25 protein-coding genes are annotated in these 24,458 nt (G+C 62.9%); 12 read left to right on the top strand and 13 right to left on the bottom strand.

Going from position 1 to position 24,458, the window contains the following annotated elements:
* Window positions 1-44: 44 nt before the first annotated feature.
* The 4 genes from MUB52_RS08780 to MUB52_RS08765 all read left to right on the top strand — a co-directional run bounded on the left by MUB52_RS08780 (window position 45) and on the right by MUB52_RS08765 (window position 1,956).
* On the top strand, window positions 45-428 hold the full coding sequence (locus tag MUB52_RS08780) for a hypothetical protein (RefSeq protein WP_263843833.1): 384 nt from the start codon (window positions 45-47) through the stop codon (window positions 426-428).
* A gap of 19 nt (window positions 429-447) precedes the next feature.
* Window positions 448-768, top strand: coding sequence for a divalent-cation tolerance protein CutA (cutA, locus tag MUB52_RS08775; RefSeq protein WP_263843832.1), 321 nt, complete (start codon window positions 448-450; stop codon window positions 766-768).
* Between the two features lie 66 nt (window positions 769-834).
* On the top strand, window positions 835-1,200 hold the full coding sequence (locus tag MUB52_RS08770) for a hypothetical protein (RefSeq protein ID WP_263843831.1): 366 nt from the start codon (window positions 835-837) through the stop codon (window positions 1,198-1,200).
* Window positions 1,201-1,290: 90 nt separating this feature from the next.
* The gene (locus MUB52_RS08765; protein ID WP_263843830.1) at window positions 1,291-1,956 is read left to right on the top strand and encodes a hypothetical protein; all 666 of its coding nucleotides are present in this window, start codon (window positions 1,291-1,293) and stop codon (window positions 1,954-1,956) included.
* Between the two features lie 440 nt (window positions 1,957-2,396).
* Here the strand turns inward: MUB52_RS08765 and MUB52_RS08760 are convergent, their stop codons facing one another.
* From MUB52_RS08760 to MUB52_RS08740, 5 genes are all read right to left on the bottom strand, one after another.
* Window positions 2,397-2,879, bottom strand: a complete 483-nt coding sequence (locus tag MUB52_RS08760; RefSeq protein WP_263843829.1) for a chemotaxis protein CheW — start codon at window positions 2,877-2,879, stop codon at window positions 2,397-2,399.
* The gene (locus MUB52_RS08755; protein ID WP_263843828.1) at window positions 2,880-5,471 is read right to left on the bottom strand and encodes a methyl-accepting chemotaxis protein; all 2,592 of its coding nucleotides are present in this window, start codon (window positions 5,469-5,471) and stop codon (window positions 2,880-2,882) included. It lies immediately after the preceding gene.
* A 334-nt stretch (window positions 5,472-5,805) separates the two neighbouring features.
* Window positions 5,806-6,957 (bottom strand): serine hydrolase domain-containing protein, encoded by a 1,152-nt coding sequence (locus MUB52_RS08750; RefSeq protein ID WP_263843827.1) that lies wholly within the window; start codon window positions 6,955-6,957, stop codon window positions 5,806-5,808.
* Between the two features lie 165 nt (window positions 6,958-7,122).
* Window positions 7,123-7,557 carry a c-type cytochrome gene (locus MUB52_RS08745; protein WP_263843826.1) on the bottom strand — a complete coding sequence of 145 codons (435 nt, stop codon included), beginning with the start codon at window positions 7,555-7,557 and terminating at the stop codon, window positions 7,123-7,125.
* A 125-nt stretch (window positions 7,558-7,682) separates the two neighbouring features.
* A complete protein-coding gene (locus MUB52_RS08740) occupies window positions 7,683-8,090 on the bottom strand; it encodes a SpoIIAA family protein (protein WP_263843825.1) in 408 nt (135 codons plus the stop codon).
* Between the two features lie 192 nt (window positions 8,091-8,282).
* On the opposite strand from MUB52_RS08740, the gene MUB52_RS08735 reads away from it, so the two are divergent.
* A complete protein-coding gene (locus MUB52_RS08735; RefSeq protein ID WP_263843824.1) occupies window positions 8,283-9,458 on the top strand; it encodes a cation:proton antiporter in 1,176 nt (391 codons plus the stop codon).
* 48 nt (window positions 9,459-9,506) lie between these two features.
* Here MUB52_RS08735 and MUB52_RS08730 read toward each other — a convergent pair whose 3' ends face one another.
* Window positions 9,507-9,965 (bottom strand): Crp/Fnr family transcriptional regulator, encoded by a 459-nt coding sequence (locus MUB52_RS08730; RefSeq protein ID WP_263843823.1) that lies wholly within the window; start codon window positions 9,963-9,965, stop codon window positions 9,507-9,509.
* A gap of 120 nt (window positions 9,966-10,085) precedes the next feature.
* Between MUB52_RS08730 and MUB52_RS08725 the strand changes: the two genes are divergently transcribed.
* Entirely contained in the window at window positions 10,086-10,601 is a 516-nt protein-coding gene (locus tag MUB52_RS08725; protein WP_263843822.1) for a flavodoxin family protein, read from the top strand.
* A gap of 181 nt (window positions 10,602-10,782) precedes the next feature.
* A complete protein-coding gene (locus MUB52_RS08720; RefSeq protein ID WP_263843821.1) occupies window positions 10,783-12,435 on the top strand; it encodes a PHA/PHB synthase family protein in 1,653 nt (550 codons plus the stop codon).
* 15 nt (window positions 12,436-12,450) lie between these two features.
* Here MUB52_RS08720 and MUB52_RS08715 read toward each other — a convergent pair whose 3' ends face one another.
* Entirely contained in the window at window positions 12,451-12,789 is a 339-nt protein-coding gene (locus MUB52_RS08715) for a phasin family protein (RefSeq protein WP_263843820.1), read from the bottom strand.
* A 131-nt stretch (window positions 12,790-12,920) separates the two neighbouring features.
* On the opposite strand from MUB52_RS08715, the gene MUB52_RS08710 reads away from it, so the two are divergent.
* On the top strand, window positions 12,921-15,503 hold the full coding sequence (locus MUB52_RS08710) for a cation-translocating P-type ATPase (protein WP_263843819.1): 2,583 nt from the start codon (window positions 12,921-12,923) through the stop codon (window positions 15,501-15,503).
* Here MUB52_RS08710 and MUB52_RS08705 read toward each other — a convergent pair.
* The gene (locus tag MUB52_RS08705) at window positions 15,485-16,522 is read right to left on the bottom strand and encodes a sodium:calcium antiporter (protein WP_263843818.1); all 1,038 of its coding nucleotides are present in this window, start codon (window positions 16,520-16,522) and stop codon (window positions 15,485-15,487) included. The genes MUB52_RS08710 and MUB52_RS08705 overlap by 19 nt on opposite strands.
* An 80-nt stretch (window positions 16,523-16,602) precedes the next feature.
* Between MUB52_RS08705 and MUB52_RS08700 the strand changes: the two genes are divergently transcribed.
* Together MUB52_RS08700 and MUB52_RS08695 are read left to right on the top strand one after the other, a co-directional pair.
* Window positions 16,603-17,316, top strand: a complete 714-nt coding sequence (locus MUB52_RS08700; protein WP_263843817.1) for a VIT1/CCC1 transporter family protein — start codon at window positions 16,603-16,605, stop codon at window positions 17,314-17,316.
* A gap of 78 nt (window positions 17,317-17,394) precedes the next feature.
* Window positions 17,395-18,513 carry a site-2 protease family protein gene (locus tag MUB52_RS08695; protein WP_263843816.1) on the top strand — a complete coding sequence of 373 codons (1,119 nt, stop codon included), beginning with the start codon at window positions 17,395-17,397 and terminating at the stop codon, window positions 18,511-18,513.
* Window positions 18,514-18,564: 51 nt separating this feature from the next.
* Here MUB52_RS08695 and MUB52_RS08690 read toward each other — a convergent pair whose 3' ends face one another.
* Both MUB52_RS08690 and MUB52_RS08685 read right to left on the bottom strand, forming a co-directional pair.
* The gene (locus tag MUB52_RS08690) at window positions 18,565-19,011 is read right to left on the bottom strand and encodes a universal stress protein (protein ID WP_263843815.1); all 447 of its coding nucleotides are present in this window, start codon (window positions 19,009-19,011) and stop codon (window positions 18,565-18,567) included.
* A 29-nt stretch (window positions 19,012-19,040) separates the two neighbouring features.
* Complete coding sequence (locus MUB52_RS08685) at window positions 19,041-19,478, bottom strand: host attachment protein (protein ID WP_263843814.1); 438 nt, start codon at window positions 19,476-19,478, stop codon at window positions 19,041-19,043.
* A 126-nt stretch (window positions 19,479-19,604) separates the two neighbouring features.
* On the opposite strand from MUB52_RS08685, the gene MUB52_RS08680 reads away from it, so the two are divergent.
* On the top strand, window positions 19,605-21,149 hold the full coding sequence (locus MUB52_RS08680; protein ID WP_263843813.1) for a PAS domain S-box protein: 1,545 nt from the start codon (window positions 19,605-19,607) through the stop codon (window positions 21,147-21,149).
* Here the strand turns inward: MUB52_RS08680 and MUB52_RS08675 are convergent.
* Window positions 21,116-21,898 carry a response regulator gene (locus MUB52_RS08675; RefSeq protein WP_263843812.1) on the bottom strand — a complete coding sequence of 261 codons (783 nt, stop codon included), beginning with the start codon at window positions 21,896-21,898 and terminating at the stop codon, window positions 21,116-21,118. The two genes, MUB52_RS08680 and MUB52_RS08675, sit on opposite strands and share 34 nt — an antisense overlap.
* A gap of 164 nt (window positions 21,899-22,062) precedes the next feature.
* On the opposite strand from MUB52_RS08675, the gene MUB52_RS08670 reads away from it, so the two are divergent.
* Entirely contained in the window at window positions 22,063-22,773 is a 711-nt protein-coding gene (locus MUB52_RS08670; RefSeq protein ID WP_263843811.1) for a helix-turn-helix domain-containing protein, read from the top strand.
* On the opposite strand, the gene MUB52_RS08665 is transcribed toward MUB52_RS08670, so the two are convergent.
* Complete coding sequence (locus tag MUB52_RS08665) at window positions 22,770-23,201, bottom strand: DUF2267 domain-containing protein (RefSeq protein WP_263843810.1); 432 nt, start codon at window positions 23,199-23,201, stop codon at window positions 22,770-22,772. The genes MUB52_RS08670 and MUB52_RS08665 overlap by 4 nt on opposite strands.
* A 19-nt stretch (window positions 23,202-23,220) precedes the next feature.
* Window positions 23,221-24,408: a hypothetical protein gene (locus MUB52_RS08660; protein ID WP_263843809.1), complete on the bottom strand. Its 1,188-nt coding sequence runs from the start codon at window positions 24,406-24,408 to the stop codon at window positions 23,221-23,223.
* Window positions 24,409-24,458 lie beyond the last annotated feature (50 nt).

Below are 24,458 nucleotides of genomic sequence, written 5' to 3'. Positions count from 1 at the left end.
CGTGTATACTGCCTTGCATTGAAAAAGTGATTGGAGACATAGAAATGAAAGCTATTGCAAGAGCCACTCTCATCGCCGGGCTTACGTTCACGACTGCGGCCACGGCTGAAACCAAGGGCGCATTGAAGAACAAGCATCCCACAATACTGACTGAAAACGGAATTACGCTCAAACTTGGCGGCGAAGGCCACGGATATGTCGGCAGCCTGAAACTGACCAACGATGGTCGTGGCACGGGCAGCGCCAAAACGGATAGTGGTCGCACAATAAACATCGACGGGACATGGGCGGTCAAAGGAGACCAGTTCTGCCGCACATGGAAAGACTTGGATGACGGCAAAGAGGTTTGCGAGACGTGGATATCAACCTCGCCTCGGTCGGTTGATGTGTACAAGGGCGATCAGAAGCTCGGCGTAAACTCATGGTAGCGGAAAAGGAGGGGCAGGGATGCCCATCATCGACATCCTCGTGAACTGCCCCGACATTGAGACCGCCGACGCCATCAGCGCGGCGCTCATCGAGCAGCGCCTCGTTGCCTGCGCCAACCGCTACGCGCCGATCCAGAGCAGCTATCGCTGGCAGGGCAAACTTGAACACGAAGAAGAACACCCGCTCCTGCTGAAAACCCGCGCCGACCTGGCGCAGCCGGTCGAAGACGCCATCCGCGCGCTGCACCCCTATGAGGTGCCGCCGATCATCCGCATCCATATCGATGGCGCCAATCAGGATTACATCGACTGGGTCTATGCTGAGACCCGCGCGCCCTAAGAACTTTTCATTGCCATCCGGATCAGAAATAGTCTGGCCAAACTCTGCCATCTCAAGGAATTTTCCATGACGAAATACCTCGCCCTTGCGATCCTCACACTCGCCGCATGCGCGCCGACACCGGACCCGGACCCGGATGGCACCTGGCAGATCACCGCAGTCTGCCCCGCCACCAGCCCGCTCGGGCCGACGACGATCAACGCAACGGCCAAGGTGGCCGAGATCAGCCCCGGCACCTTTGTGGGTGAGCTTCGGAACAGCCGTGGGCAACGCGGACGGATCAACGCCGCCCTTTCGGGAGAAACGCTCGAGGCCGATCTCAACTGGGGGTCGGGCTTTTCAGAAGCGACGCTGACCCAGCAGGGCAGCCCCGATATCTTCACCGGCACCGACACCTATGACTGCGAGATCACGACACGGCGACAAATCTGAGCGCTCACGTGAAAGTTGTCGCGACTCGGACCGCCTGCTAGGCTACCCCGCATTTAAAGTCAGGTGATTTTCGATCAGGGGGCCGAACTCATGGAGTCCAGTGAGGTGTCAACCGCCGCGGGCATTTTTTTCAACAAGAACTTTCTCGACTTCTTGGGTATCGCCATCGTCGCGCCCGTCATTGCCAGCATCATCGCCATCATCACCGCGCGGCTGGGCGTGACCGGGCGGATCCGGCGGTTGGAGCTTGCTGAGAAGCGCATCGAAGTGATCACCTCGCTGCTCTCCAAATCCGATATTGATGATGATATCCGCGCTCAATTGCGGGCGCAGATGAACGACATTACCGCTGATATCATCTCTGAGTACGGTGGCACGACTGATGAGGGTGCGCGCCGTCCCGAACTGCAAAGACCCCAACACGCGCCCACGAAGTGGGCCGAACTCTCGCTATGGAAGCGCTATCTCTTTCCACCCTTCACCAAGAGCATTCTCAGCTGGGTTTGCGGCATCTTCTATTACTACTCACTGCTAAGCGTCGCTGTTATGGCGCTCGGTTTCACGCTCGTTGTCGCGGACGGTACGGCTGTCGAAGACGACTACATCTTCGCGCTTGTGCTTTTCCCTCTGGCCGTTTTGTTTCTCTTCATCCCGCGCTTCGGCATGCGGCATGCTTACAACAACGCTTATGCGGGCCAGTTGGAGCGGCAGCGAGTGTCCGACCATACGCTGACGGGACAGCGCCAAACTGTGTAGTCGGTCGTTGACGGCCATGACCTAGGCCGCTGGTAACTGCCTCTGCACCGCATAGAACCTCGGATAGCGGCTTTCTCAACTTCGCCTCGATCCTGGTTCAACAGCTCCGTCAAGCGGTATACCAGCAAGATGCCAGAGCCGTGTATGCGGACTGACGGACACTCCAGGAGTGATTAGCCGAGGCGGCGACTTCGCAATCCCTGTATTGGCTGTACCCGATCCACTGCTCGTTGAGATCACCACTCATTCCGACTTTCGGCTCCGGCCGGGCTCACCCGCAATCAGAGCCGAAGAGGGGTCTGGACAACTGCTTCCGATCAAAAGCGGTGTTTTAGCGGTGAGATGGCGACGTACGTCGCTCACACCGGCAGCCTTGGTGCCCTAAGCAAAACAGAGGTTCGATAACCCATAGTCGCGCTAGAACGGTCTCCTGCCAGGGCCTAGGCCGCGTCGAGTACCTCGTCGGGGACGATCGCCGCGAGGTCCAGGATCCTGACAAGTTTTTCATCGACCAAAGTCAATGCCGAAACGAAATTGCTCGCAGCGTTCTTAGCGCTCTCGGGCGGTTCCTTCATCTCCTCCGCGGGCGGCGCGATGATGTTCGACACCGAGTCAACAAGCAATCCGATTGCGTTTTGGCCAATTTCGACGACGATGATGACGCTACGCTCGTTGATTTGGGGCGTTTTCAGACCGAGCTTGGCAGCAAGATCCAACAGGGGCAGCATTTCGCCGCGCAAGTTGATCACGCCCATGAAGCAAGGATCCGCATCAGGCATGCTTGAGGGATCCGTCCATCCTCGGATTTCCCGCACGGAGGCGATAGCGATCGCATATCCCTCGCCTCCGACGACGAAGGAGAGATACTCCTTGCTATCGCGTGTGAGCGTATCGGTCTGATTTTCCGCTTGAGCATTTTCCATTTAGAAATCCTCCCAGCCTTCGGTTTGTTGCGCCAAGTTTCCTGTCACCGGGGGCACAGCCGCCTTCCTTTCGGCGATCGGTGCGGGCCGCTTCACGGGTTCGGAACGCGCAACTTGAATTTCGTTTCCAGTTTTGAACCGTGCAGCGGAGGCCTTGAGCCCATCTGCTTCATTCGACAACAGCTTGCTTGCCGCGGCGAGTTCTTCGAAGGAGGCGGCCTGTTTCTGAGTGTTCTGATCGACTTGTCCGACCGCGGTGTTGATTTCCCCGACACCGTTGACCTGCTCGGAGATCGCCTGTGCCACGCCGTCGATGCTGCCGGAGACATCCACGATGCTCTCCGTGATCTCCTGGAGGGAGGCTTCCGCGCCCTTGACCTTTTCCACGCCATCCGAAACAGCCGCGTCGCTGCGCGAAATCACAGCGGCGATCTCATTCGAAGCCTCGCTCGCGCGCTGCGCCAGTTGCCGCACCTCGGACGCGACGACCGAGAACCCGCGACCGGCCTCACCGGCGCGTGCGGCCTCGACGCCGGCATTGAGCGCGAGCAGATTGATCTGGAAGGCGATGTCATTGATGACGCTCACCACTTTGGAGATCTCCTTCGAGGCCTCATCAATGCGGTTCATCGCCTCTGCGGCCTCCACCGCCACGGTGCTTCCCTTCTTCGCGGAGTCGCTTGCAAGGCGCGCATTGTCATTGGCACTTTTGATATTCTGGTCGACCTGCTTGATGCTCGCCGACAGCTGTTCCAGTGCGGCCGAGGTTTCTTCCAACGCCGCTGCATTTTGCTCGGTCTGCTTGGACAGCGACTCCGACGTCTCGCTCAACTCTGATGACGAGTTTGCCAGATTGTCGGTGCTGACTGCCATGCCACCGATGAGGTCTTGCAGCGCCTCGATCATCGCGTTCGTGTTGCTCTGAAGCTCCTTGAACGCGCCCTGGAACTGGCCCTGCATGGTCTGCGTCAGGTCTCCTTGAGCAATGCGAGAAAGGGTCGCGCCTGCTGCACTGAGGCCGGTATCGACAGCATCCAGCAGTTCGTTGACGTTCGCGGACAGCGTCGACAGAGTTTGATCATCGAAGCTGACCTCAACACGCGATGAGAAGTTCCCGATTTTCGCCTGGCTGACCACCGCGCCGATGGACTCGCCCAAGACGCGCATCATTTCTTCCCGCTCCGCGCGTGCGGCCGCTTCCCTTTCTTCTTTTTCGCGCATGCGCTGCGCCTCGAGTTCGGCCTCACGCTCGGCCGCCTGCTGCTTCAGCGCCGCTTCTTCCTGCTCCTTCGCCTTCAAGCTGGCGTCGAGCTCACGCGCTTTTCTGGAATTCTCCAAGAACACCACCATGGCATTGGTCATCTTCCCAATTTCATGAGTGCGTTCGGTGCGCTCAAGCTCTGCCGACAGGTCGCCAGAGGACACCTGCTCCATCGTCTCGGTCAGTTTCTGAATGGGCCGGCTGATGAGTCGTGCGTTTGCAAATCCGATAGCCGCACCAACGGCGATCATACCGGCCAGAAGGCCCAGCATCGTCACCCGTGCTGTCGTCACCTGCTGTGCGGCCTGCTCGTCCGCTCCGTCGCTGACGGCATCCGCGGTATCGGACACGGTATCCAGCGTATCGATCAAGATCGCAGCGGCGGTGTTCATCTCCTCCGCAAGGCGGTCGGCCTGGAACTCGGCCTGCAGCATGTCGCGATGCGTGTCGAACAGTTGTTCGTCCGCTTGCGTGTTCTCGACCCACGTCGAAAGATCCATGCTCAAAGCCTCGATCTGCGCCCGTTCCGCATCGCTCTCGGATCGGTCGATCAGGACGGCGAATTGCGGTGCAACCAGAGCATAGGCATCCGTGAACTCCGTCCGGATGCTATCCAGCTGGTCGGGGTTTTCCGAGGCCATGTATTCGCGCGCCGCCCCTTCCAGCACCGCGACGATCAATTGCAGTTGGACGGCGGCCTCATAGGCAGGATAGTCGACCTCAAAGAGCTCACCGATCAGATCGTTCAACTGTCGCGCCGTCGTAGTGGGGATCTCCGCCAACTCATCGGCGCGATCCTCGGCGGCTTGCATTTCAGTTTCCTGCGCATTGGCGATCTCGGCCAGCCGCGCGATCAGCTCGGTCCCGCCAACCTCGAATCTCGCCAGCAGGTCCCGGGCCTTCAGTTCTTCTTCAAGCTCGACGATGTGCGCTGCGAACATACTTTGCGCCAAATCGTGAAATGTCTCCCACTCACTGCCAGTCTCTTCCAGGGTCGTTTGCAACCCCGGGTCGCTTACATACTCATCAAGTTCTGCGACAGCGTTCTTGTAACTCTGGGCGTATCCTGCAAAGACCTCTCGTCGCTCAGCAATATCTGCCAATTCCTCATCAGCGAGGATCTCGATGGCGACCTTGTGGGCCTTATTGACAAAGAACGTAACATCAGCGGACGTTTCCACGGTGGGCGCCGCGACATCGGTGATCTGGTTCAAGGTTCCATTGATCCGCCCGATAGAAAGAATGCTCACGGCCACCACGCCGATGCCAAATAGAATAAGGATTGCAATGCCGACGGTTGTTTTTGCTCCGATGTTCAAATTCTTTATCATAATAGATCAAGCTCCAATTGGGTCGGCAGAATCCGTAGGCATGGGCGACCTAAGATTCCGTAAATGCACGCCGGGTTGTCCGGACTTGTGTCAAAAGCAGGTACTGAAGGGGGTGAAATCCCTCGTCAACCACAACCTGAGATTGTTTCCCACTCTCGGAAGACGCCTAAGTATTGGGCAGTCGCGGCGCCGCGACTCACCCCGTACGGTGGCAGCGCTGCAATGCTTTGGCCCGTTACCCGATCATCTGGCGGCTCTGAACCGCCTGTGGGGTCGGCTGTCCGCCGACAGGCGGATACAGCCCCATTGCGACAGGGCAGAGCCGCCGTGCAATCTACTCGGTGCGGGCGGTCAGCACAGATACCAGCCGTCTCGCCAGCGCGTCGATGCGATCGGCGGTGTAGACATTGGTCGCGACAGCGACGACCAATTCGTCTTCAGGGCTCAGGATAAGGATGGCATACCACATGGTGTTCGAACCGTTGTGCCATATCATCGGCTGTCCTGCGCCGCTGCGCTGCACGACCCAGCCCAATCCGTATTCGGAAGAGACCGGCGTCTGCATCGCCTGACAGCTCGTCACGCTGAGGTAGTCCGCCCGTTCGCCCGCACAGGCCTCAAGGTGCAGCTGCCCCCATGCCACCAGATCGGCGAGGCTTAGGTGGAGCGTCCCCGCAGGACCCATCCATGCTGGATTGTCAGACGCTGGGCCATCCGGCTCAACCGGTCTGCGCAGACCAAGCAGCGATTTATGCCCTCTCGCAGCATCTGCTTGCGTCGGCGCGCCAAACCCCAAGGAGGAGAGCCCGAGCGGCTGGCCGATTTCGGACTGGACCAACGTCTCCCACGGCTCCCCGGTCACCGTCTCAAGAACATGGCCGGCAAGAACATAACCGAGGTTGGAATAGACATACTCGCCGCTGGTCCCGGCCAGCGGCGCGCCCCACATGGTAGAGAGAACCCGGTGCCTCCCGACCTCGGGCGGCAGGGTATAGGTGTCCCGGATGATCTTGCGCGGCGCATTCGCCGGCAGACCAGCGGTGTGACTGAGGAGTTGCCGCAAGGTGACCCCGCTCCAGTCCGGGTGCATCCCACCTGCATCGGAGGCCAGATATTGCCCGACTGGCGTATCAAGCTGCAGCTCACCCCGCTCGACCAGCCGCATCACCATCGTGGCTGTAAACGACTTACTGATCGACCCGATGTGCCAGGGCGCGGTGTCCGCCACCGGATCCGACCCGCGCCTGACGGTCGGCCCCGAGGTCATGACCGTGGGATCATCGCGCCCGAGCGCGTAGGACACGCCCAGTGCATATTGCGGCTGCGCACGGGCGGCCTCCTGAAACAGGCTGAGCGGGCTGATGTCGTCTGCGGTGACGGCCGCAGGCGCGAGGGAGGCGAGCGATACACCGAAAAACCGGATCAAGTTCCAAACCATGCGCTCAAGGTGGCGGTTGCCCGGCCGCAGTTCAACCTGGATTGCCACCTCGCGCGGTCTTGGGTGGTCGGCCTCGAGGATTGTCCGGCAAAGAGCCATCGGTTCAGGCAAGACGTTCGGCTGGCCGCCCATCGACCACGCCCTTCGTCTCGGCCCTGCAGCGCCGTTCTTTGATCCCAGAGCCGTATTCTGCCCGTCGGCATCTCGAACTCATCACTCGACGCGCTGAATGCTCTCCAGATAGACCAGAAGACCTGCAAGCTCTCGGGGGGTTGGGGTCAACACGCCTTCGATCTCGACAGGAACGAGATCCTCGGCCATTGCGCCACCGAACTCGGGCATCACGCGCGCCAGGTGACCGGTCCGCGGATCGCCGTAGATGTAGCTCAACGCCTCGGCAGCCGGGAAGATGCCCCCGTTTGCCGCACTTAGCGTCGTCAAATCCGGCGGCGGCGCGGCAAGACTGCCTGCGGCAACGCCCGCACCGCGGCCATCAGCGCCATGACATGACGCGCAGTTGGCGGCGAAGAACGCAGCACCGTCCGCCTGCGTGGGCATCACCTCGTTCTGCCCGGTCGCGGTTGTGCAGGACACAAGCGCTGTCAACGCGCTCCCCACAACCAACACCGTCCAAACAGGTCTTCGCATAGGCACTGCTCCTTTCCACTCATGTCACTTCGACTGTCGCGCCTTCGATACCGTCAGCCGTGTCCAAAGCGCCCAGATCCCCGCATCCTGACGAAATGACGGAAGCGCACCGCGGCGTGATTGGATCAGACGGGAACGTTTTCCCCGTCGCTGTCGTCATTCTCATGGCTGCCCTCCAGCCACTCTTCCGCTGCGGCTGCTGCCGAAAGCGGAAAACTCTTGATCGTCAGAGACGGGATCAGCGCCCCCTCGATTTCCGCGGCGGTCCGGATCCACGAGACATCTGACAGGACCGCGCATCGCTCGAACTTGCCAATGACCCCAAAGAGCTTGGGCAGATGCTGCAACTCCACCGCCAACGCGCCCATGGTCGGCATCTCGAAATCGAGGATCTTGTAGAGCATCTTGCCGTTTTGGATGCCTTCTGCTTGCTCAATGAACGCGTCGAGGGCATTCCGCATGGCATCCGAATCGAGAACGCCCGACAGCTCAAGGTCCAGACGGTCCTCCGAGCGCTTTGATATGTTGAACATCACCCACCTCCTCATCTTTGCCAAGGCCAGACTGCCGCGACTACGCTGGCCGGTCGTTGACGCAAATCAAGCGCCCGCGCCGCCTGTCGCTGCACGATGGTCCGAAAGCAGCGGAGCGTCGCCGAGACAACGGCATCTCCTTGCTCGGAATCGTGCCAAGGGTCCTCCGACCAGATCCATGCGAGACACCTGATGATCCAATCCGAATTCATTGTTGCCATCGGTTTTCTGCTCTTGCTCGGTCTTCTCGCCGATCATGTCGGACGCCGGACAAGGGTGCCGCGTGTGAGCCTTCTTCTGCTCTGCGGTGTGGTCGCATCCGCAACGGGTTTGATCCCGCAGCAGCTCATGGCGTCCGCCGAAAGCGTGACGGCGATTGCCCTTGCCCTTGTCGCCTTCCTGCTGGGCGGATCTTTCAAGATCGACCTGCTGAGATCGCAAGGCATGGCCATCCTTTGCATCTCAGCCGCCATTCTCGCGAGCACGCTGGTTCTGGTCGGCTTCGGCCTCTATCTGCTGGGAGCCGAGCCCGCGCTCGCGCTACTGCTCGCGAGTATTGCGACGGCGACAGCCCCCGCCGCGACGCTGGATGTCATCCGTCAGTCGGGCGTGTCGAACAGTTTCACACAAGTCGTTGAGGGCGTCGTTGCGGTGGACGACGCCTGGGGCCTGCTTGCCTTCAGCTTCTGCCTCGCCGTGGCTGCCCAGATCGCGGGTGACGGCGGCGGCGCCGAGGTCTCCGCACTGCGCGATATCGGGGGGGCCGTGCTGCTGGGCGCTCTGCTGGGTCTGCCCGCCGCTTATGTGACGGGCCGGATCGAAGAGGGCGAGCCGCTGCTGGTCGAAGCGCTCGCCATCGCCTTCCTGATCGCGGGGCTGGCAAGCCTGTTCGATGTGTCGTTCCTCATGTCCGGGATCGTCGCCGGTGCGCTGGTCGCCAACCTGGCCCGTCATCACCGCAAAGCCTTTCATGAAATCGAGCACATCCAATGGCCTTTCATGATCGTCTTCTTCTTTCTGGCCGGCGCCGCACTCGACCTCGCGTCGATACCGGACATGGGCGTGTTGGGCGCCGCGCTTGTGCTCCTGCGCACCGCCGCGCGCCTGCTGGGCGGTTGGATCGGTGCGGCCATTGCCCGCGCGCCAAAGACGCAGCGCGCCCTATTCGGACCCGCTTTGTTGCCCCAGGCAGGCGTGGCCATCGGCATGGCGCTTCTGGCCGGTCAGGCCTTGCCGCAATGGCGTGATCAGATCATGGCATTGACGATCGGGACAACGGTCGTCTTCGAGCTCTTCGGGCCGGTGATCGCCATGTGGGCGATCAGGAAAACTGCCGTACCGGGCCAGCCCGCCGCACCGGGAAGCTGAGCGGCACGGAAACCGCGGCATCGTCGCTCAAGGCACCGCGGCAGCCGTCTAACAAAGACGGATCGGCACACGCTCGCAAGCCAGCCTCTCGATGGCAGCCAGCAGGTCGGTCACGCGTTTGGAGTAGGCCGCGAAGACAAGCGCCCGAAGCTCAGCGGAGGCCGACATCAGACTGTCGACGTCGCATCGCGGGATCAGAAGGGCCTCGACGTCGGTCTCGGCGACGACCTCGACCGCAGCGGTGTCAACGGCAAGCAGGCCAGCCGCCGCGGGCGCACGACCGGTGTCTGCCGCGACGCGATAGAGCGGCCGCTCCGGTCCGTTCTCCGACACCAGCAGCACCTGGACCGAACCGGACAGCAGCAGAAGGACACTCTGAAACAAGCTGCTTGCGCCAGAGACGGCGCTGCCTTGGGTCAATGTCAAGGGTGTTGCCTTGCGCTGCAACGCCGCGCTGATCTCGAAGGGCAGACCGGCCAGCCGGGGCAGATGTAATTGGCTATGCATCTCATCGATCCCATGTATGCCCGAACCGTAGACCGCCGATCCCCCCCGACTTTGACATTTGTCAAAGGTCCTCGCGCCGAGAGGCGCAAGAAGGACACCAGAAGCTGTCGAGGACGGATCATGGATCAAGCCCGCACAACCGCAGTCGTCTGGTTTTCGATCACGGGGCACTCGCAGAGGGTCGCGAAAAAGCTGGCCGAGGCGCTGAACGGCGATCTCATCGCCCTGCATGCGCCGGCCTATCGGCCCGGTGTCTTGGGTTACATGCGTGCGGGGTTCGACAGCCTGCGGCAGAAATGCGACCTCGCGCCTCAGGAGTTCACATCGCTGGAACACTACCGCCATCTGGTTCTCTGCGGGCCGGTCTGGACGTCCTATCCCGCCACGCCGCTGCGCGCTCTTCTTCGCTCGAACATCGGCCTGCCCCCCGCGGTCAGCCTGTTTCTGACATCGGGAGGGCATTCCCCGGCGCAAAAGGCCTTTGACACCGCCGAGGCGGATCTGGGACGCACGCTGGCCGCCACCGCGTCACTGAGCAATGCAGCCGAGCAAACCGAGACGGAGACGGACGCCCTGAACCAATTCGTCAGCGATGTGAGGGCCCATGGCGGCACGACGCTCACGCCGGTCAGTTGACCACGATCTCACACACATCTCAGACATCGGACATGGAGGTTCACTGTGACGCACCCCCGCTTCGCGCCTGACCAAGCCAACGCTCTGCCGACGCACGGCGGCTTCGCCGCCGGACATCTGCGCCCCGTCGCCCTCGGGACAGGACACGGCACGAGCCGCGCAGTGGCTGGAGGTCGGCACGATGCGTGAGGCGGCAAACGAGAACCGGGCCATCGATCCGATCTGGCACTCGATGATCGGCAAGCTGAGCGCCGGGCTGTCTCCGGCCGCACTTGCCACCGCCTATCTGGACTGGTCCCTGCACCTGATGGCCTCGCCCGACAAACAGGCCGACCTGGCGGCTGCGCTCTTGTCAAATCCGCAACGACAGGATCCATCGCAGGATCCGCGCTTTCGGGATCCGGGCTGGCTGATGCAACCCTACAAGTCCTATGCCCAAGGGTTTCTGGCCGTGCAGGACTGGTGGGACCGCGCGACCCGCGGTCTGCCCGGTGTCGACCCCAAGCATGAGCGCATCGTGAATTTCGCGACGCGGCAAATGCTCGACATGATGTCGCCCTCGAACTTCGCCGCCACCAACCCGCAGGTGATGGCGCGGACCGCTGAAGAGGGGGGGAACAACCTCAACCGCGGGCTGCGCTATTGGATCGAAGACTTCAACCGGGTGATATCGGGTCATCCCCGCCGCCCGAGCGCGCATAGCGTCGGCGCCAACCTCGCCACCACACCAGGAGATGTGGTGCTGAAAAACGATCTCATCGAATTGATCCGCTACCATCCGACAACGGACAAGCTGCATCCCGAACCGATCCTGATCGTGCCGGCCTGGATCATGAAATACTACATCCTCGATCTCACGGCCGAGCGCTCGCTCGTCGCCTATCTGCGCGATCAGGGCTTCGAAGTCTTCATCATCTCGTGGAAGAACCCCGACGCCTCGGACGCCGATCTGTCGATGCAGGATTACCTGGATCTGGGACCACGCGCCGCGCTGGATCATCTGAAGCGCCGCGGTGCCGAGCGGGTGCATGCGGTCGGCTATTGCCTCGGCGGCACGCTGCTATCCATCGCTGCCGCCGCGATGGCGCGCGATCAGGATCGCACCTTCTGCACCGTCAGCCTGCTGGCCACGCAGGTCGATTTCTCGGAACCCGGTGAGCTGAGCCTCTTCATCAACGAAAGTCAGGTGGCCTTTCTGGAGGACATGATGGCCACGAAGGGCTATCTCGAGGCGGATCAAATGGCCGGCGCGTTCCAGCTTCTGCGTTCGAACGATCTGATCTGGAGCCGCGTGATCCGGCACTACCTTTTGGGCGAGCGCACTCATGACAACCCCCTGATGGCCTGGAACGCGGATGCGACGCGGATGCCGGCACGGATGCATTCCGAGTACCTGCGGCGGCTCTTTCTCGAGAACGCGCTGGCCAAGGGGCAGTTCATTGTCGATGACGCGCCGGTCGCGCTGACGGACATCCGCTGCCCCATCTACAGCGTGGCAACCGAGCAGGACCACGTCTCGCCTTGGAGATCCGTTTACCGGTTGCAGATGCTGAGCGACACCGACGTCACATTCGTTTTGACGAAGGGCGGTCACAACGGCGGCATTCTCTCACAGCCGGGCCACCGCAACCGCCACTTTCGCGCTGGTCTGAAGACCGAAGGCGATCCCCACGTCCCCGCACAAAAATGGTTCGACAGCCATCCGCCGCAGGAGGGCTCGTGGTGGGAACACTGGTCGGACTGGCTGCGCGCCAAAAGCGGAGATCCTGTAGAGCCCCGCGCAACAGGCACGGCCACAACAGCCAGCGCCCCCGGAGCTTACGTCTTCGGGTGACGCGGCGCGGGCCTGCTAGCCGTCCGCCTTGGGCGCAAAGGCCTTGCGGCTCATCTCGACCAGCTTTCCGGTTTCGGCCTGATACTGATCCATCGCCTTCTGGATGAATTCGGCCTGGATCTGCTGAAGATCGCCCACGTTCTTGCAGTGCAGGATCTGATGCTGCGTTTTCACGTCTTCCTTGATCCGCTCGGCGATGAAGCTGGCGACCTCGGCGCCCATGTCCCCCATCGCTTCGACCCACGCCGTGCTCATGCCAAGCATATTGCCCAGCCCTGCTTCCTGAAGCTTCGAGATCGCGGCCAAGGTCGTTTCGTCGTCAATCGTCGCATCGTTGCTCTGCTTGTTTGCCATGTTTGATCCTCCGGTGGCGATTCACTCAGCTTGATCCTACCGTCGGTTGAGCGCACTTAGATTGACATTGCTCAAGGCGGGCGGAGCTGTGCATCGGATATCCGGATCAGAGACTGAACCGGAGAGATCTTGTGGCCGACACCGATGACAGACGCGGGCTCACCGAGGCCGAAGTTGAGCAGGCGCGGGCCCAAGCGGGCTGGAACGAGCTGCCGCAAGAGCCCCGCGCCAGCGCCCTGGCCGTCTTTCTGCGCCAGTTCTCCAGCTTTCTGATCCTCATTCTGATCCTGGCGGCGGCGGTCGCCCTGGCCTTGGGCGAACTGCTCGACGCCGCGACCATTGGCCTTGTGGTGGGGCTCAACGCGGTCCTGGGGTTCGTGCAGGAATGGAAAGCCGAAACCGCGCTCGCGGCGCTGCGGCAGATGCTGTCGCCCAAGGCCATGGTCGTGCGCAACGGAGAGGAGCAGATCATCCCCGCACGTGAGATCGTGCCCGGCGATCTGCTGATCCTGTCCCCCGGCATCAAGATCGCGGCGGATGCCGAACTGACGCTCAGCACCGATCTGCGCACCGACGAAAGCATCCTCACCGGCGAATCCATTCCCGTCGGCAAGTCGGTAGAGGATGCGGAGCCTTTCGTCTTCACCGGCACATCTGTGGTCTCCGGCCGCGCCGAGGCGCGGGTCACCGCCATCGGCGCGCAGACCGAATTCGGTAAGATCGCAGGGCTGACCGGGGCGGTCGGCACCAAAGTCACAAATCTTCAGAAAAAACTGGGGCAACTGGCCCGCCAGCTTGGCCTTGCCGCACTGCTGGTCGCCGCGGGGGTCAGCCTGCTGGGCATCACTCTGGGCCGGGACTTCATCGAAATGGTGATGACGGGCCTCTCGCTGTCGGTCGCGATGGTGCCGGAGGGTCTGCCCGCGGTGGTCACGATCACCCTTGCGCTGGGGGCCACGGCGATGGCCCGGCAGAACGCGCTTGCCCGCCGCCTGCAAGCGGTCGAGACGCTCGGCGCGGCCTCGGTCATCTGCACCGACAAGACCGGCACGCTGACCGAAAACAAGATGACCGCCACCCGGATCTGGACCGCTGACCGCCGATATGACGTGACGGGCACCGGGTACGACCCGGCGGGGCATATCGAAAGCGAGGGCATCCGGTTGCGCGCCGAAGACGACCCCGTGCTGGGCGCGCTGCTCGAGACGGCGATCGTCTGCAATCATGCGCGCCTGTCACAAAGCGGAACCAGCTGGACGATGATGGGGGCTCCGACCGAGGGGGCGCTGGTGACGCTTGCCTACAAGGGGTGGTGCGATCCGCCCGGCGCGCAAAATCTGCTGGCCGAAATCCCCTTCAGCAGCGCGCGCAAGCGCATGAGCGTGCTCTACAAGGGGGCCGACCGGACCCGCATCCTCAGCAAGGGGGCGCCGGAACAGATCCTCGAGATCTGCACGAATATCATGGGCGAGGCCGGGCCGGGCCCCCTGACGCCCACGGATCGCGCGGCCATCGAGGCCGCCTATGAAGAGATGGCCAGCCAGGGTCTGCGGGTGATCGCGCTGGCGCAGGGCGACGCATCAACCGAGCAGATCATCGAAGAGCGCCTGACCTTCCTTGGACTCGTCGGCCTGATCGATCCGCCGCGCCAGGAGGTGAAGGCCGCCGTCGCATCGGCCCGGTCCGCCGGCATCCGCGTGATCATGATCACCGGCGACAGCCCCGTCACCGCCCGGGCCATTGCCGAGCAGCTCTCGATGGAGGTGTCGGCCAGCCTCACCGGCGCGGAGCTCGACGCACTCGACGACGCGCAACTGACCGCGCTTCTGGCGCAGGAGGTGCTCTTTGCCCGCACCAAACCCGAGCAGAAGATGCGGATCGTCGCAGCGCTTCAGAGCAAGGGGCAGATCGTTGCGATGACCGGCGATGGCGTGAACGATGCGCCGGCGCTCAAGAAGGCGGACATCGGCGTCGCCATGGGCATTCGCGGCACCGATGTGGCCCGCGATGCCTCCGACCTCGTGCTGCTCGACGACAATTTCGCCACCATCGTGCGGGCCATTGGCGAGGGACGACGGCAGTTCGCGAATGTGCGCAAGTTCGTGCGCTACCTTCTGTCCTCCAACGCCGGCGAGGTGATTGCACTGGTCGTCAACATCGCCGTCGGCGGCCCGCTGATCTTCCTCGCCACCCAGATCCTGTGGATGAACCTGGTCACCGATGGCGTCACTGCCGTGGCCCTGGGCATGGAGAAATCCGAGCCCGACACGATGCAGCACCCCCCGCGCGACAAGACCACGCCGATCCTCGGCTGGAGCGGGATCATCACCATCCTCGCCCTGGGGCTCTACACCGGCGGGTCCAGTCTCTGGATCTTCTTCCAGCTCCTGGATCAAGGCGTGGAGCTGGCACGGACCACCGCCTTCACGGCGATGGTCGTCTTCGAGAAGGTCAGTGTCTTTGCCTTCCGGTCCCTGCGCCTGCCGGGGCACAAGATCGGCTGGTTCAGCAACCCGTTTCTCCTGATCGCGCTGACGGCGACACTGGGCATGCAAGTCGCTGCGGTCTACTGGGCGCCGTTGCAGGCCATGCTGAAGACCGTGCCCATGGGCGGCACCGAATGGCTTTGGATCGCGCTCTTTGCCCTGCCCATCCTGATTGTGCCGGAGCTTCTGAAAATCTCCGCCGCCATGGCTCAGCGCACCACGAAATAGGCAAAGAGGCTGGCGATGAAGGTGACGAGCACCAGGATCGAATCCAGCCCGAAGCGCGCGATCCTCGGCTTGCGCCGGACGATCAGGCCAACGAGGTAGATCGCGGTGACAACGATGCCGAAGGACAGGGCGAGGCCCACGGTTTGCGAGGCGCCCTGAAGGATCGGGCCTGCCCGGAACAGGAGATCGGCGGGAAACACCAGAACCAGCATGATCAGGTTGCTGCCGAAGATATTCGAGATCGCCATGGTATAGGCACCGATCCGCACGGCGGTGATGCTGGTCGTCAGCTCCGGAAGCGATGTCGCGGCCGCCAGCAGCGTCACACCGACAAAGCCCGAGCCGAGGCCCGACTGATCGGCGATGCGCTGCGCGAAAGAGACCAGCAGCAGCCCGAAGACGAGGATCCCGATACATGCGAGGCCCGCCTGCCAGAGCAACGCGCTGTTTCCCGTTCGCGACAGGCCGGAAGGTGCGGGAAAGGGCAGCGGTTCGGGGTCGGGCAGATCGACGGGCACCCAGTCGCTGGCATCATCGTAGCGGCGCAGCAGCCAGATCGCGCCACCATAGGTGACAGCGATCACGACGCTGCCGATGCCAACCTCGAAGATGACCAGTGTCTCGCCCAGACCGGTCACCACAAGCGCCACCCCCAGCAGCATCACCAGCAGAGTGGCCTCGAGCGCGTGGTTGGCTTTGCGCGGATAGCCGGTGATCGACCCGCGCGCCCAGAAGTCGGACATCGCAAGGATCGCGGTTTGCAGGGCGATGCCGCCGAACAGATTGTTCAGGACCAGGTCGCGGGACTGCTGGATCGCCGCGGACAGGGTCGTGGCCACCTCGGGCAGCGATGTGGCCAGCGACAGCAGCAGCAGACCCACGAGCGACTTGGCCAGCCTGAAGCGGTCGGCGAGCGTGTCGGCGAGGTACGCCAGCCGCGCGCCCGAAAACCAGACGACAGCGGCGCAAACCGCGAAAGCGAGAAGGCTTTGCGACAGTGTTGTGGCTGGCAACTCCATGGCCCTCGGCTACCGGTTCTGGACTTGCCGCGTTTGACATTGCTCAATCGGCGCGGGCGCTGCGGCGCCAGTCTGGACCCATGCAGACGGATCACGGGCACAGCCCGGAGGAGGTTGCAGCGCGTCTCGCCGCCGGCCGCCGGACAACCCACCTCAAAGACATGATTTACGGCGGAATAGACGGTGCGGTCACCACCTTCGCGATTGTCGCTGGCGTGGAAGGGGCTGGCCTGTCCTCGGGTGTCATCGTGACGCTCGGAATGGCCAACATCCTCGCGGATGGCTTCTCCATGGCCGCGAGCAATTACTCCGGCACAAAGGCCGAGCTCGATGACCGCGCCCGGATCAGGCGGATCGAAGAGCGCCATCTTGAGCAATTCAAGAGCGGCGAGTTGGAAGAGCTGCGCCAGATCCTCGCCTTGCGCGGCCTTTCGGGCGAGGTCCTCGATCAGGCGACCGCGCTCATCTCGCACAACAAGCCGAAGTGGATCGACCTGATGCTGACCGATGAATACGGTCTGTCGCCAACCCCGCCCAATCCGCTTCGGGCCTCGCTCGCGACCTTCGCCGCCTTTCTGGCGGCAGGGTCGATCCCGCTCCTGCCCTATCTGATCGGACTGGACGGCGCCTTTCGCCTGTCGGTCCTGACGACCTTGCTGACCTTCTTTCTCATCGGTGCAGGCAAAAGCCGGTGGTCACTCGCCCGGTGGTGGTGGTCGGGCACCGAGACCTTGGCCATCGGAGCCCTGGCCGCAGCGATCGCCTTTGGCGTCGGCAGCCTCTTTCACCCGTAGGGCGGTCTGTTGAATTGAGCGAAATCAACCGGATGCTCCGGTGCGGCGCTAACATGAGCCATAGACTGCGAGGCGCCCATGTTTTCAAACGCGGTAAAACTCGTCACCATCGGCGGCTTTGACATCAAGGTCGATCCCAGCTGGCTGATCATTGCCGGGCTGATCACCTGGAGCCTTTCGGAACAATACTTCCCCTCGCTTCTGCCAGACCAGATGCCCGCCACCTATCTGATGATGGCCCTGTCCGCCATGCTGCTCTTCTTCGTCTCCCTGCTTCTGCACGAGATGGCCCATTCTGTGGTTGCGCGCCGGTTCGGTGTTCCGGTGAAGCGGATCACGCTTTTTCTCTTCGGTGGCGTCGCCGAACTCGAAGCGGAGCCGAAGTCCGCCGGCGTCGAATTCTGGGTGGCGCTCGCAGGGCCGGTCATGAGCCTTGCGCTCTCTTTGGGGTTCTGGGTCTTGGGCAGGTTTGCGGAGGGCGTGTCTGGCATGATCGCCACAACCGCGGTGCTGACCTATCTGGCGATGATCAACCTGGTGCTCGCGCTGTTCAATCTGATCCCGGCGTTTCCGCTCGACGGCGGGCGCATCCTGCGCGCCGTGCTGTGGCACCGTTCCGGGCAACTGCTCGACGCGACACGCACGGCCGCCGCCGCCGGCACCGTCTTCGCCTATGCGCTGATGACACTCGGGCTCATCGCGCTGTTTCTAGGGCAGACCCTCACGGGGTTCTGGCAAATCCTGCTCGGCGCCTTTCTTCTGTTTGCCGCGCGCTCCAGCTACCAGACCCAGCGCGCGATGTCCGCCTTCGAAGGCAAGACCGTTCGCACGCTCATGAATTCCAGCCCCGTGGTTGTCTCGCCCGACACCACATTGTCGGAATTCGCCAACAGGATCATGCTGCTGGGCGGGGTCAGTTTTGCGCCGGTGGTCGAGGATGGCGTCCTGCTGGGACATATGGACCGCGTGCTTCTCTCTAAGATCGACCGCGAGAATTGGGGCAGCATGCGGGTGGGCGATGTGTTCGAAGGGCTCGACCCGGCCACCACCGTGCCGCCTGAACTGCCGGCACCGCAGCTTCTGAAACGCATCACCGAGACCGGTCGGCGGAAGTTCCTTGTGGTCCGGGATCACCGGCTGGAGGGCGTGATCACGCTTGCGGACCTGACGCGGTACCTGCGCGCTTTCGACGACTGAGACAGCCATGTGCCGACGCTCATCGCCACACCCGCTGAACGAGTGCTGCCTTCAGACCACGGAGAGGCACGCGCATTTCGCCAGGTGGTTGATCTTCTGGGTCGTGCTGCCGAGGACGAGGCTCGCCACCCCGCTCAGTCCACGCCGTCCGGTGACAATCAGATCAGCGCCGATCTCATCCGCGTAGGCGAGCAGCTCGGTCGCGGCATCGCCATGCGGCATATGGGTCGTCACGGTCTTGCAGCCCACGTCCGACGCGATCTTCAGACCCTCGTCGAGAATGGTCTGGCCGGCCGCCTCGATCTCGGCGAAGCTCGGGCGCGTGATGGCGGCGTGATAGCCGGCAATGGCGCCCACCACATGCGCCGCCGTCTCTGCATGCGGCACATGCACCAGCGTGACCGTCCCGGCGTAGTACTTCGCAAGATCGCAGCCGATGCGCGCGGCCTTCTTGGCCTTTTCCGATCCGTCAAGGCCCACGATGATCTGCCTGAACATGCAAGTCTCCTGTGTGTTTGATACGCGCGTCAAACCGCCATGACGTCGCCGAGATGGGTGGCCAGTGCCGCGATGGGCAGAGCGCTGAGGTCCTTGTCGATCTCGCCGATCAGGGTGTATTTCAGCCGGTGATCCATCGCCTTGCGCATCAGACCGAGCATCAATGGTCCGGCCACGATGACCAACCGGTCGAACTCTTCCGCGGCCAGCGCGCCGGAGAGCGCGCACATCACCTTGCGCGCAAAAAGCGCACTGCTTCTGCGATGCGGATCTGTCTGCGCCACCGCCGATACCGCCGGTCCCGCTATGCTGTGTCCGACGCCGGCACGGTCTCGGGGCGGGTCGGGGTCCTCTGCCGTCCAGCATTGGCCCGGCACGGGCGCAAGGCCGCTGCCGGGTCCGCGATTGGCCAGCACCCGCGCCTCACGGGCATTGGCCAACACAATCCATGTCACGATGGGTTTCACGGCGCGCTCCTGTCGACCTCCTGCGGCCAGTATCGTGGCGGGATCGACTGAGCCGTTGACGAATATCAATACCTCCGCGCATGATCATGCGCGCGATGGCGGAATGTGACCGGGACCGAGGCCGAGATGGAACGAACTGCACGCGACAGCGCCGTTTTGCACGCGATCCTCGAGGCCGCCGTCGACGCGATCGTGATCTCGGACGAAAACGGCAACATCGTTGAGACCAACGAGGCCGCCAGCCGGATGTTTCAGTACACGCCCGGCGAGATGGTCGGGCAGAGCGTGAACATCCTGATGCCCAACGGCGTTGCCACCCAGCACGACAGCTTCATGCTGCACTACCGGCGGACCGGCACGCGCCACATCCTCGGGACGAACCGCGACGTGCAGGGACGACGCAAGGACGGGACGGTGTTTCCCGTGCATCTCTCAGTTGGCGAAACCAGCGGCGCCAGCCAAAGGATGTTCATCGGCATCTTCCACGATCTGACCCAGCGAAAGACGGCGCAGGAGGCCCTGGCACGATCGCAGCGCCTCGACGCCATCGGGCAGATGACGGGCGGGATTGCGCATGATTTCAACAACCTGCTCACGGTCGTCATCGGGAACCTGGAGTTGCTGCAACAGCGGACAACGGAGGATCGGCAAGCGGCGCTGATCCAGGACGCGCTGGAATCGGCCGAGCTCGGGGCCGAACTGACCTCACGGCTGATGATCTTTGCCCGCAAGAGCAGTCTCAAACCCGAACGCACGAATCTTCGGACGCTGTGCGAGGAAACGCTTGCGCTGCTGCGGCGGACACTGGGGTCGCGCTACGTGATCAAGACGGATTTCGCCGACGACCTCGACCCGGTCATGATCGACCCGGTTCAGTTGCAGTCGGCCCTCGTCAATCTCGCGCTGAATGCGCGGGATGCCATGGGCGAGCGTGGCGAGTTGCTCATCTCCACCGCCAATGTGGTGATCGACGACAGCTACATTGCGCAGGAGACGGACATCGAACCGGGGCACTACGTCCGCCTGTCGGTGATCGACAATGGCGCAGGCATGGACGCGGAGGCAAAAAAACGCGCCTTCGAGCCGTTCTTCACCACCAAGGCCGACACCGGCGGCACAGGACTGGGGCTTGCCATGGTCTACGGCTTCGTGCGGCAATCCGGCGGGCATATCACCCTTTACAGCGAAGATGGGCTGGGCACGAGTTTCGGCCTCTATTTTCCGGCCCTGCCCGAGACGGCTGCGGGCCGCGCGGCGCAGGGCGGCAGCGCGGCGAGCAAGGCCATCGCCGAGGGCGAGGTTGTCCTCATCGTCGAAGACAATCCCCACGTGCGCAAGCTCTCGGTCGAGCGCATCCGCGCGCTGGGTTTCGCCACGAAGGAGGCGCCCAGCGGCGACGAGGCCTACCGCATGCTAAAGAGCGGCGTGCACGCGGACATCCTGTTTTCCGATCTTGTGATGCCGGGAGAGCTCAACGGATACGATCTGGCAGCGAAGGTCGCGGCGGAGTTTCCTCGGATCAAGATCCTGCTGACCTCGGGCTACGCCAGTGACATCGTGACGAATTCCATGGCCGAGGGCCAAAGCTACAGCGTCCTGCACAAACCCTACCGGCAAGCGGAGCTTTCGGCGCGGCTTCAGGCGCTCTTGGCGGGCGCCGCTCCGGGCTGAAGCGCTTCGACGTCGCAGGCAAGGGTGTACCCGATGCCGCGCACCGTCTTGATCAGTTTGGGATCGGACGGGTTGCGCTCGATCTTCTTGCGCAGCCGGGCGACCTGATTGTCGATCGTGCGATCCAGCGGCGACCAGGCCTGCCCGCCGATCAGATCCATCAGCTGGTCGCGGGACAACACCCGTTTGGGACGCTCCAGAAAGACGGTCAGAAGCCGGTAGTCGCCGCTGGTCAGGGCACAATCCCCACCCGTGCGGTCCTGCAACTCCAGACGGTCCGGCGTCGCGATCATGCCGTCAAAGGCGAAGCGCCGGCTGTCGTCGACCGCGGGCGGACATCCGAGCGACGGCCCGGGCGGTGCGCATTCGGCCAACGGCACCGGCGGCGCCCGGCGCAGAACGCTTCGAATGCGCGCCACAACCTCCCTGACATGGAACGGTTTGGTGATGTAGTCATCGGCACCGAGCTCAAGCCCGACCACGCGGTCGATGAGGTCGTCCTTGCCCGTGACCATCACGATGGGGACGCTCGATTGTCGCCGGATCTCGCGCGCAAGCTCAAGCCCGTTGTCCGCGCCCAACTGAATATCGAGGGTGATCAGGTCGATACGTCCGGCCACAACAGCGTCGAGAACCTCGGCCCTGCTCTGCGCCTCGCGCACGGAGAAGCCTTCGCCCTCCAGAACGTTGCGCAGCAGCCTGCTGACTTTCGTGTCGTCCTCGACAACCAGGATTGTCTGATCTGTCATATGTCGCCCCTCGGACCGCCTCAGTCCTGCCCCCTCCAGATATATATGGGGGCTGGGATGTGATCCTGCATCTACACAATGATACAAAATCTTACACCGCCACCCTATCCCAGCTTACAGATGGTGTCCAACGTCCCCCGAGTTGAACGAGGGGGGCCGCACGCATGTACGTCACGATCACCGGCGATCAAACCACACCCGAACCTCTGGCATCGATCTCGAGCAAGATCACCAGATCACCGACCGCTCACGTGAAGGCGGGGGCGCATCTCTACTTCGAAGGTGACAGGGTCGAGTGGCTCTACCAGATCAAAAGCGGCGTCCTGAGGCTTGCACGGCTCCTGGAAGACGGCCGCCGCCAGGTGATCGCCTTCGGCTATCCCGGCGACATTGTCGGCTTTCCGTCCAGCGGGCGGCATCACACCGACTGTGACGTGCTCGAAGACGCCTGCCTGCAGCCGTACCGCAGATCGATGCTGGAAAGCGGCGAAGGCGACCCGCAGCTGCATCACGACCTCTTGCAGGCCGCGCTGCGTGAGATCAGCGCCATGCAGGACCATTTCATGATGCTTGGGCAGAAATCCGCGGCGGAAAAGGTCGCGTCCTTTCTTTGCGTGCTGATGCAGCGCGTCGGGGAGGAGGTGGCGGGCGAGACGCAGATCGCCCTGCCCATGAGCCGGGGCGACATCGCCGATTTCCTCGGCCTGACCACCGAAACGGTGAGTCGGACCCTGACGCAGCTGCGCAAGAGCGGGATCATCGATATCCACAACATCCACACGGTCGTGGTGCGGCGTCCGAAGGCGCTCTGGAGCTTGTCACTTGGCGAGCGCGACGCACCCGGTCCGGTGCGTGTCGCCGGCTCTGCCCTTTAGGGTGCCGGCCAAAGCGCGCGGATGTCCGATGGCAGGCTCGCGCGAATGTCCTCCACCTCACCGGCGCTGATCTTCGCATTCAGAAGCTTGAAGACGCATGTGATGTCCGCAACACCCCGGTATTCTTCCGTATCGCCGAACTGCGCCTCGATATGGCGCACGAAGTCCTCGGCCGAGCGTTCCTTGATCGGTGTCGCCTTCGGCACCCAGCCTTCGAACAGCATGCCGCGGATCAGCAGCGGCAACTGAGCCGAGAACTGCGCCAGCTCGTCGACGAGCAGATGATCGCGCAGATGGCGCAGGGTGGTTCTGAGAAGCCGCAGCGTGCTGCGGTCCGACGACCACCCAAGCCGGCCGCCAAGCTCGTTGATCCACTCGTATGTCGTTTGAATGGAATGGTCGATCACTTCCAATCCTCTGGCAGACATGGGCCGTCTCCTCTCTTGCTCAGCTACGCTCGTCGACAGGTTTGAGGTCGATGTCGAAGGCGTCTCCGGGGTTTCCGATCATGTAGTGGAAAAGGGCGCTGGTCATCGCACCGAGCCCGAGCAGGACCAGCGTGTAATTCGCGACCCAGCCCACGAAGGGGATGAAGTTCAAAAGCGCAACGACGACGATGGCGGCTGCAAAGACGCTCAGCCGGGTCAACCGGCTCGGGTCTTCCTCACCGCCAAAGCCGGTCCAGACCCGCATGGCGACGCTGTAGGCTCCCAGCGCATAGCCCAGCGTCCAGGCCACGACGATTGAGAGCAACACGATGGGCACGAAGGGCAGGCCGATGATGGTGAGGCCGGTGATGGGCACCAGTCCGAAGAGTATCGACAGGCCGATCACCCCCAGCACGAGGGTCTGCCCCGGTGCCGCGGCAATGCTTCGCCGCATCCGAGAGAGCCGCTTTGGCATGAACCCGAGCATCAGCGCACCGAGGGCGATGAAGAACAGCAGCGAAACGATGAACCCGAAGACCAGCGAGGCAAAGGCCGGCAGCACCGGCATCTCCTTGCGCAGCTCGCGCCACCGATCCCGCGCGGCTGAGGCGCTCAGCCGTTCGAATACCACGCGCTCCTCCGGGGCCACGCGGTTCGGCACGGTGACCGGCTCTCGCGCGCTGTAGGTCAGCGTGCCGCCGACCAGTGCTTCAGGCCCGAAGGCAATGGATTGGGCCACAATGCGGACATCGCCCTGCACCGCGGCGTTCAGGACAACATCCTGCGCCGTGACGAGCAGGGCGCCGTCGATAGGCCCTTCGATGGTCACCTTCCGCCCGAAGAGCCGCGCGTTCCCGCCGATTGCCGACCCGTTGCCCGTCCGCACCGAAAAACCGGACGCGGTCAGATCCTCGGTGACCCGGCTCTGCACCAGAACGAAAGCCCCGGCGGCATAAAGATCCCCCGTGGCGGCCGCGTCGACCGTCACATCAAAGCCCGCCGCATGTATGTCACCGTTTGACCGACCATGCGCACGGACCGTCCGGCCTGCGAGAAAGGCGTCGCCCGGCGCCTCCAGGGTCTCGTCCAGAAGCCGCCCGGAGACGAAGCTGTCGCCGCCGATGTCGGCACGTTGGACATCCGGCTCCGCAGTCACCGGGCCGCAGAGAAGAGCTCCGATCAGCACAGTGCAAAACATGCGTGTCATGGGCACCTCCCCGGCTTTCTCCACAGGCTCTGACTACCGCGGGCGGCGAC

Origin of the sequence: Roseobacter sinensis, assembly GCF_025755255.1 — a bacterium.
Classification (GTDB): domain Bacteria; phylum Pseudomonadota; class Alphaproteobacteria; order Rhodobacterales; family Rhodobacteraceae; genus Roseobacter; species Roseobacter sinensis.
This window is presented reverse-complemented; position numbering and strand designations above follow the sequence as displayed.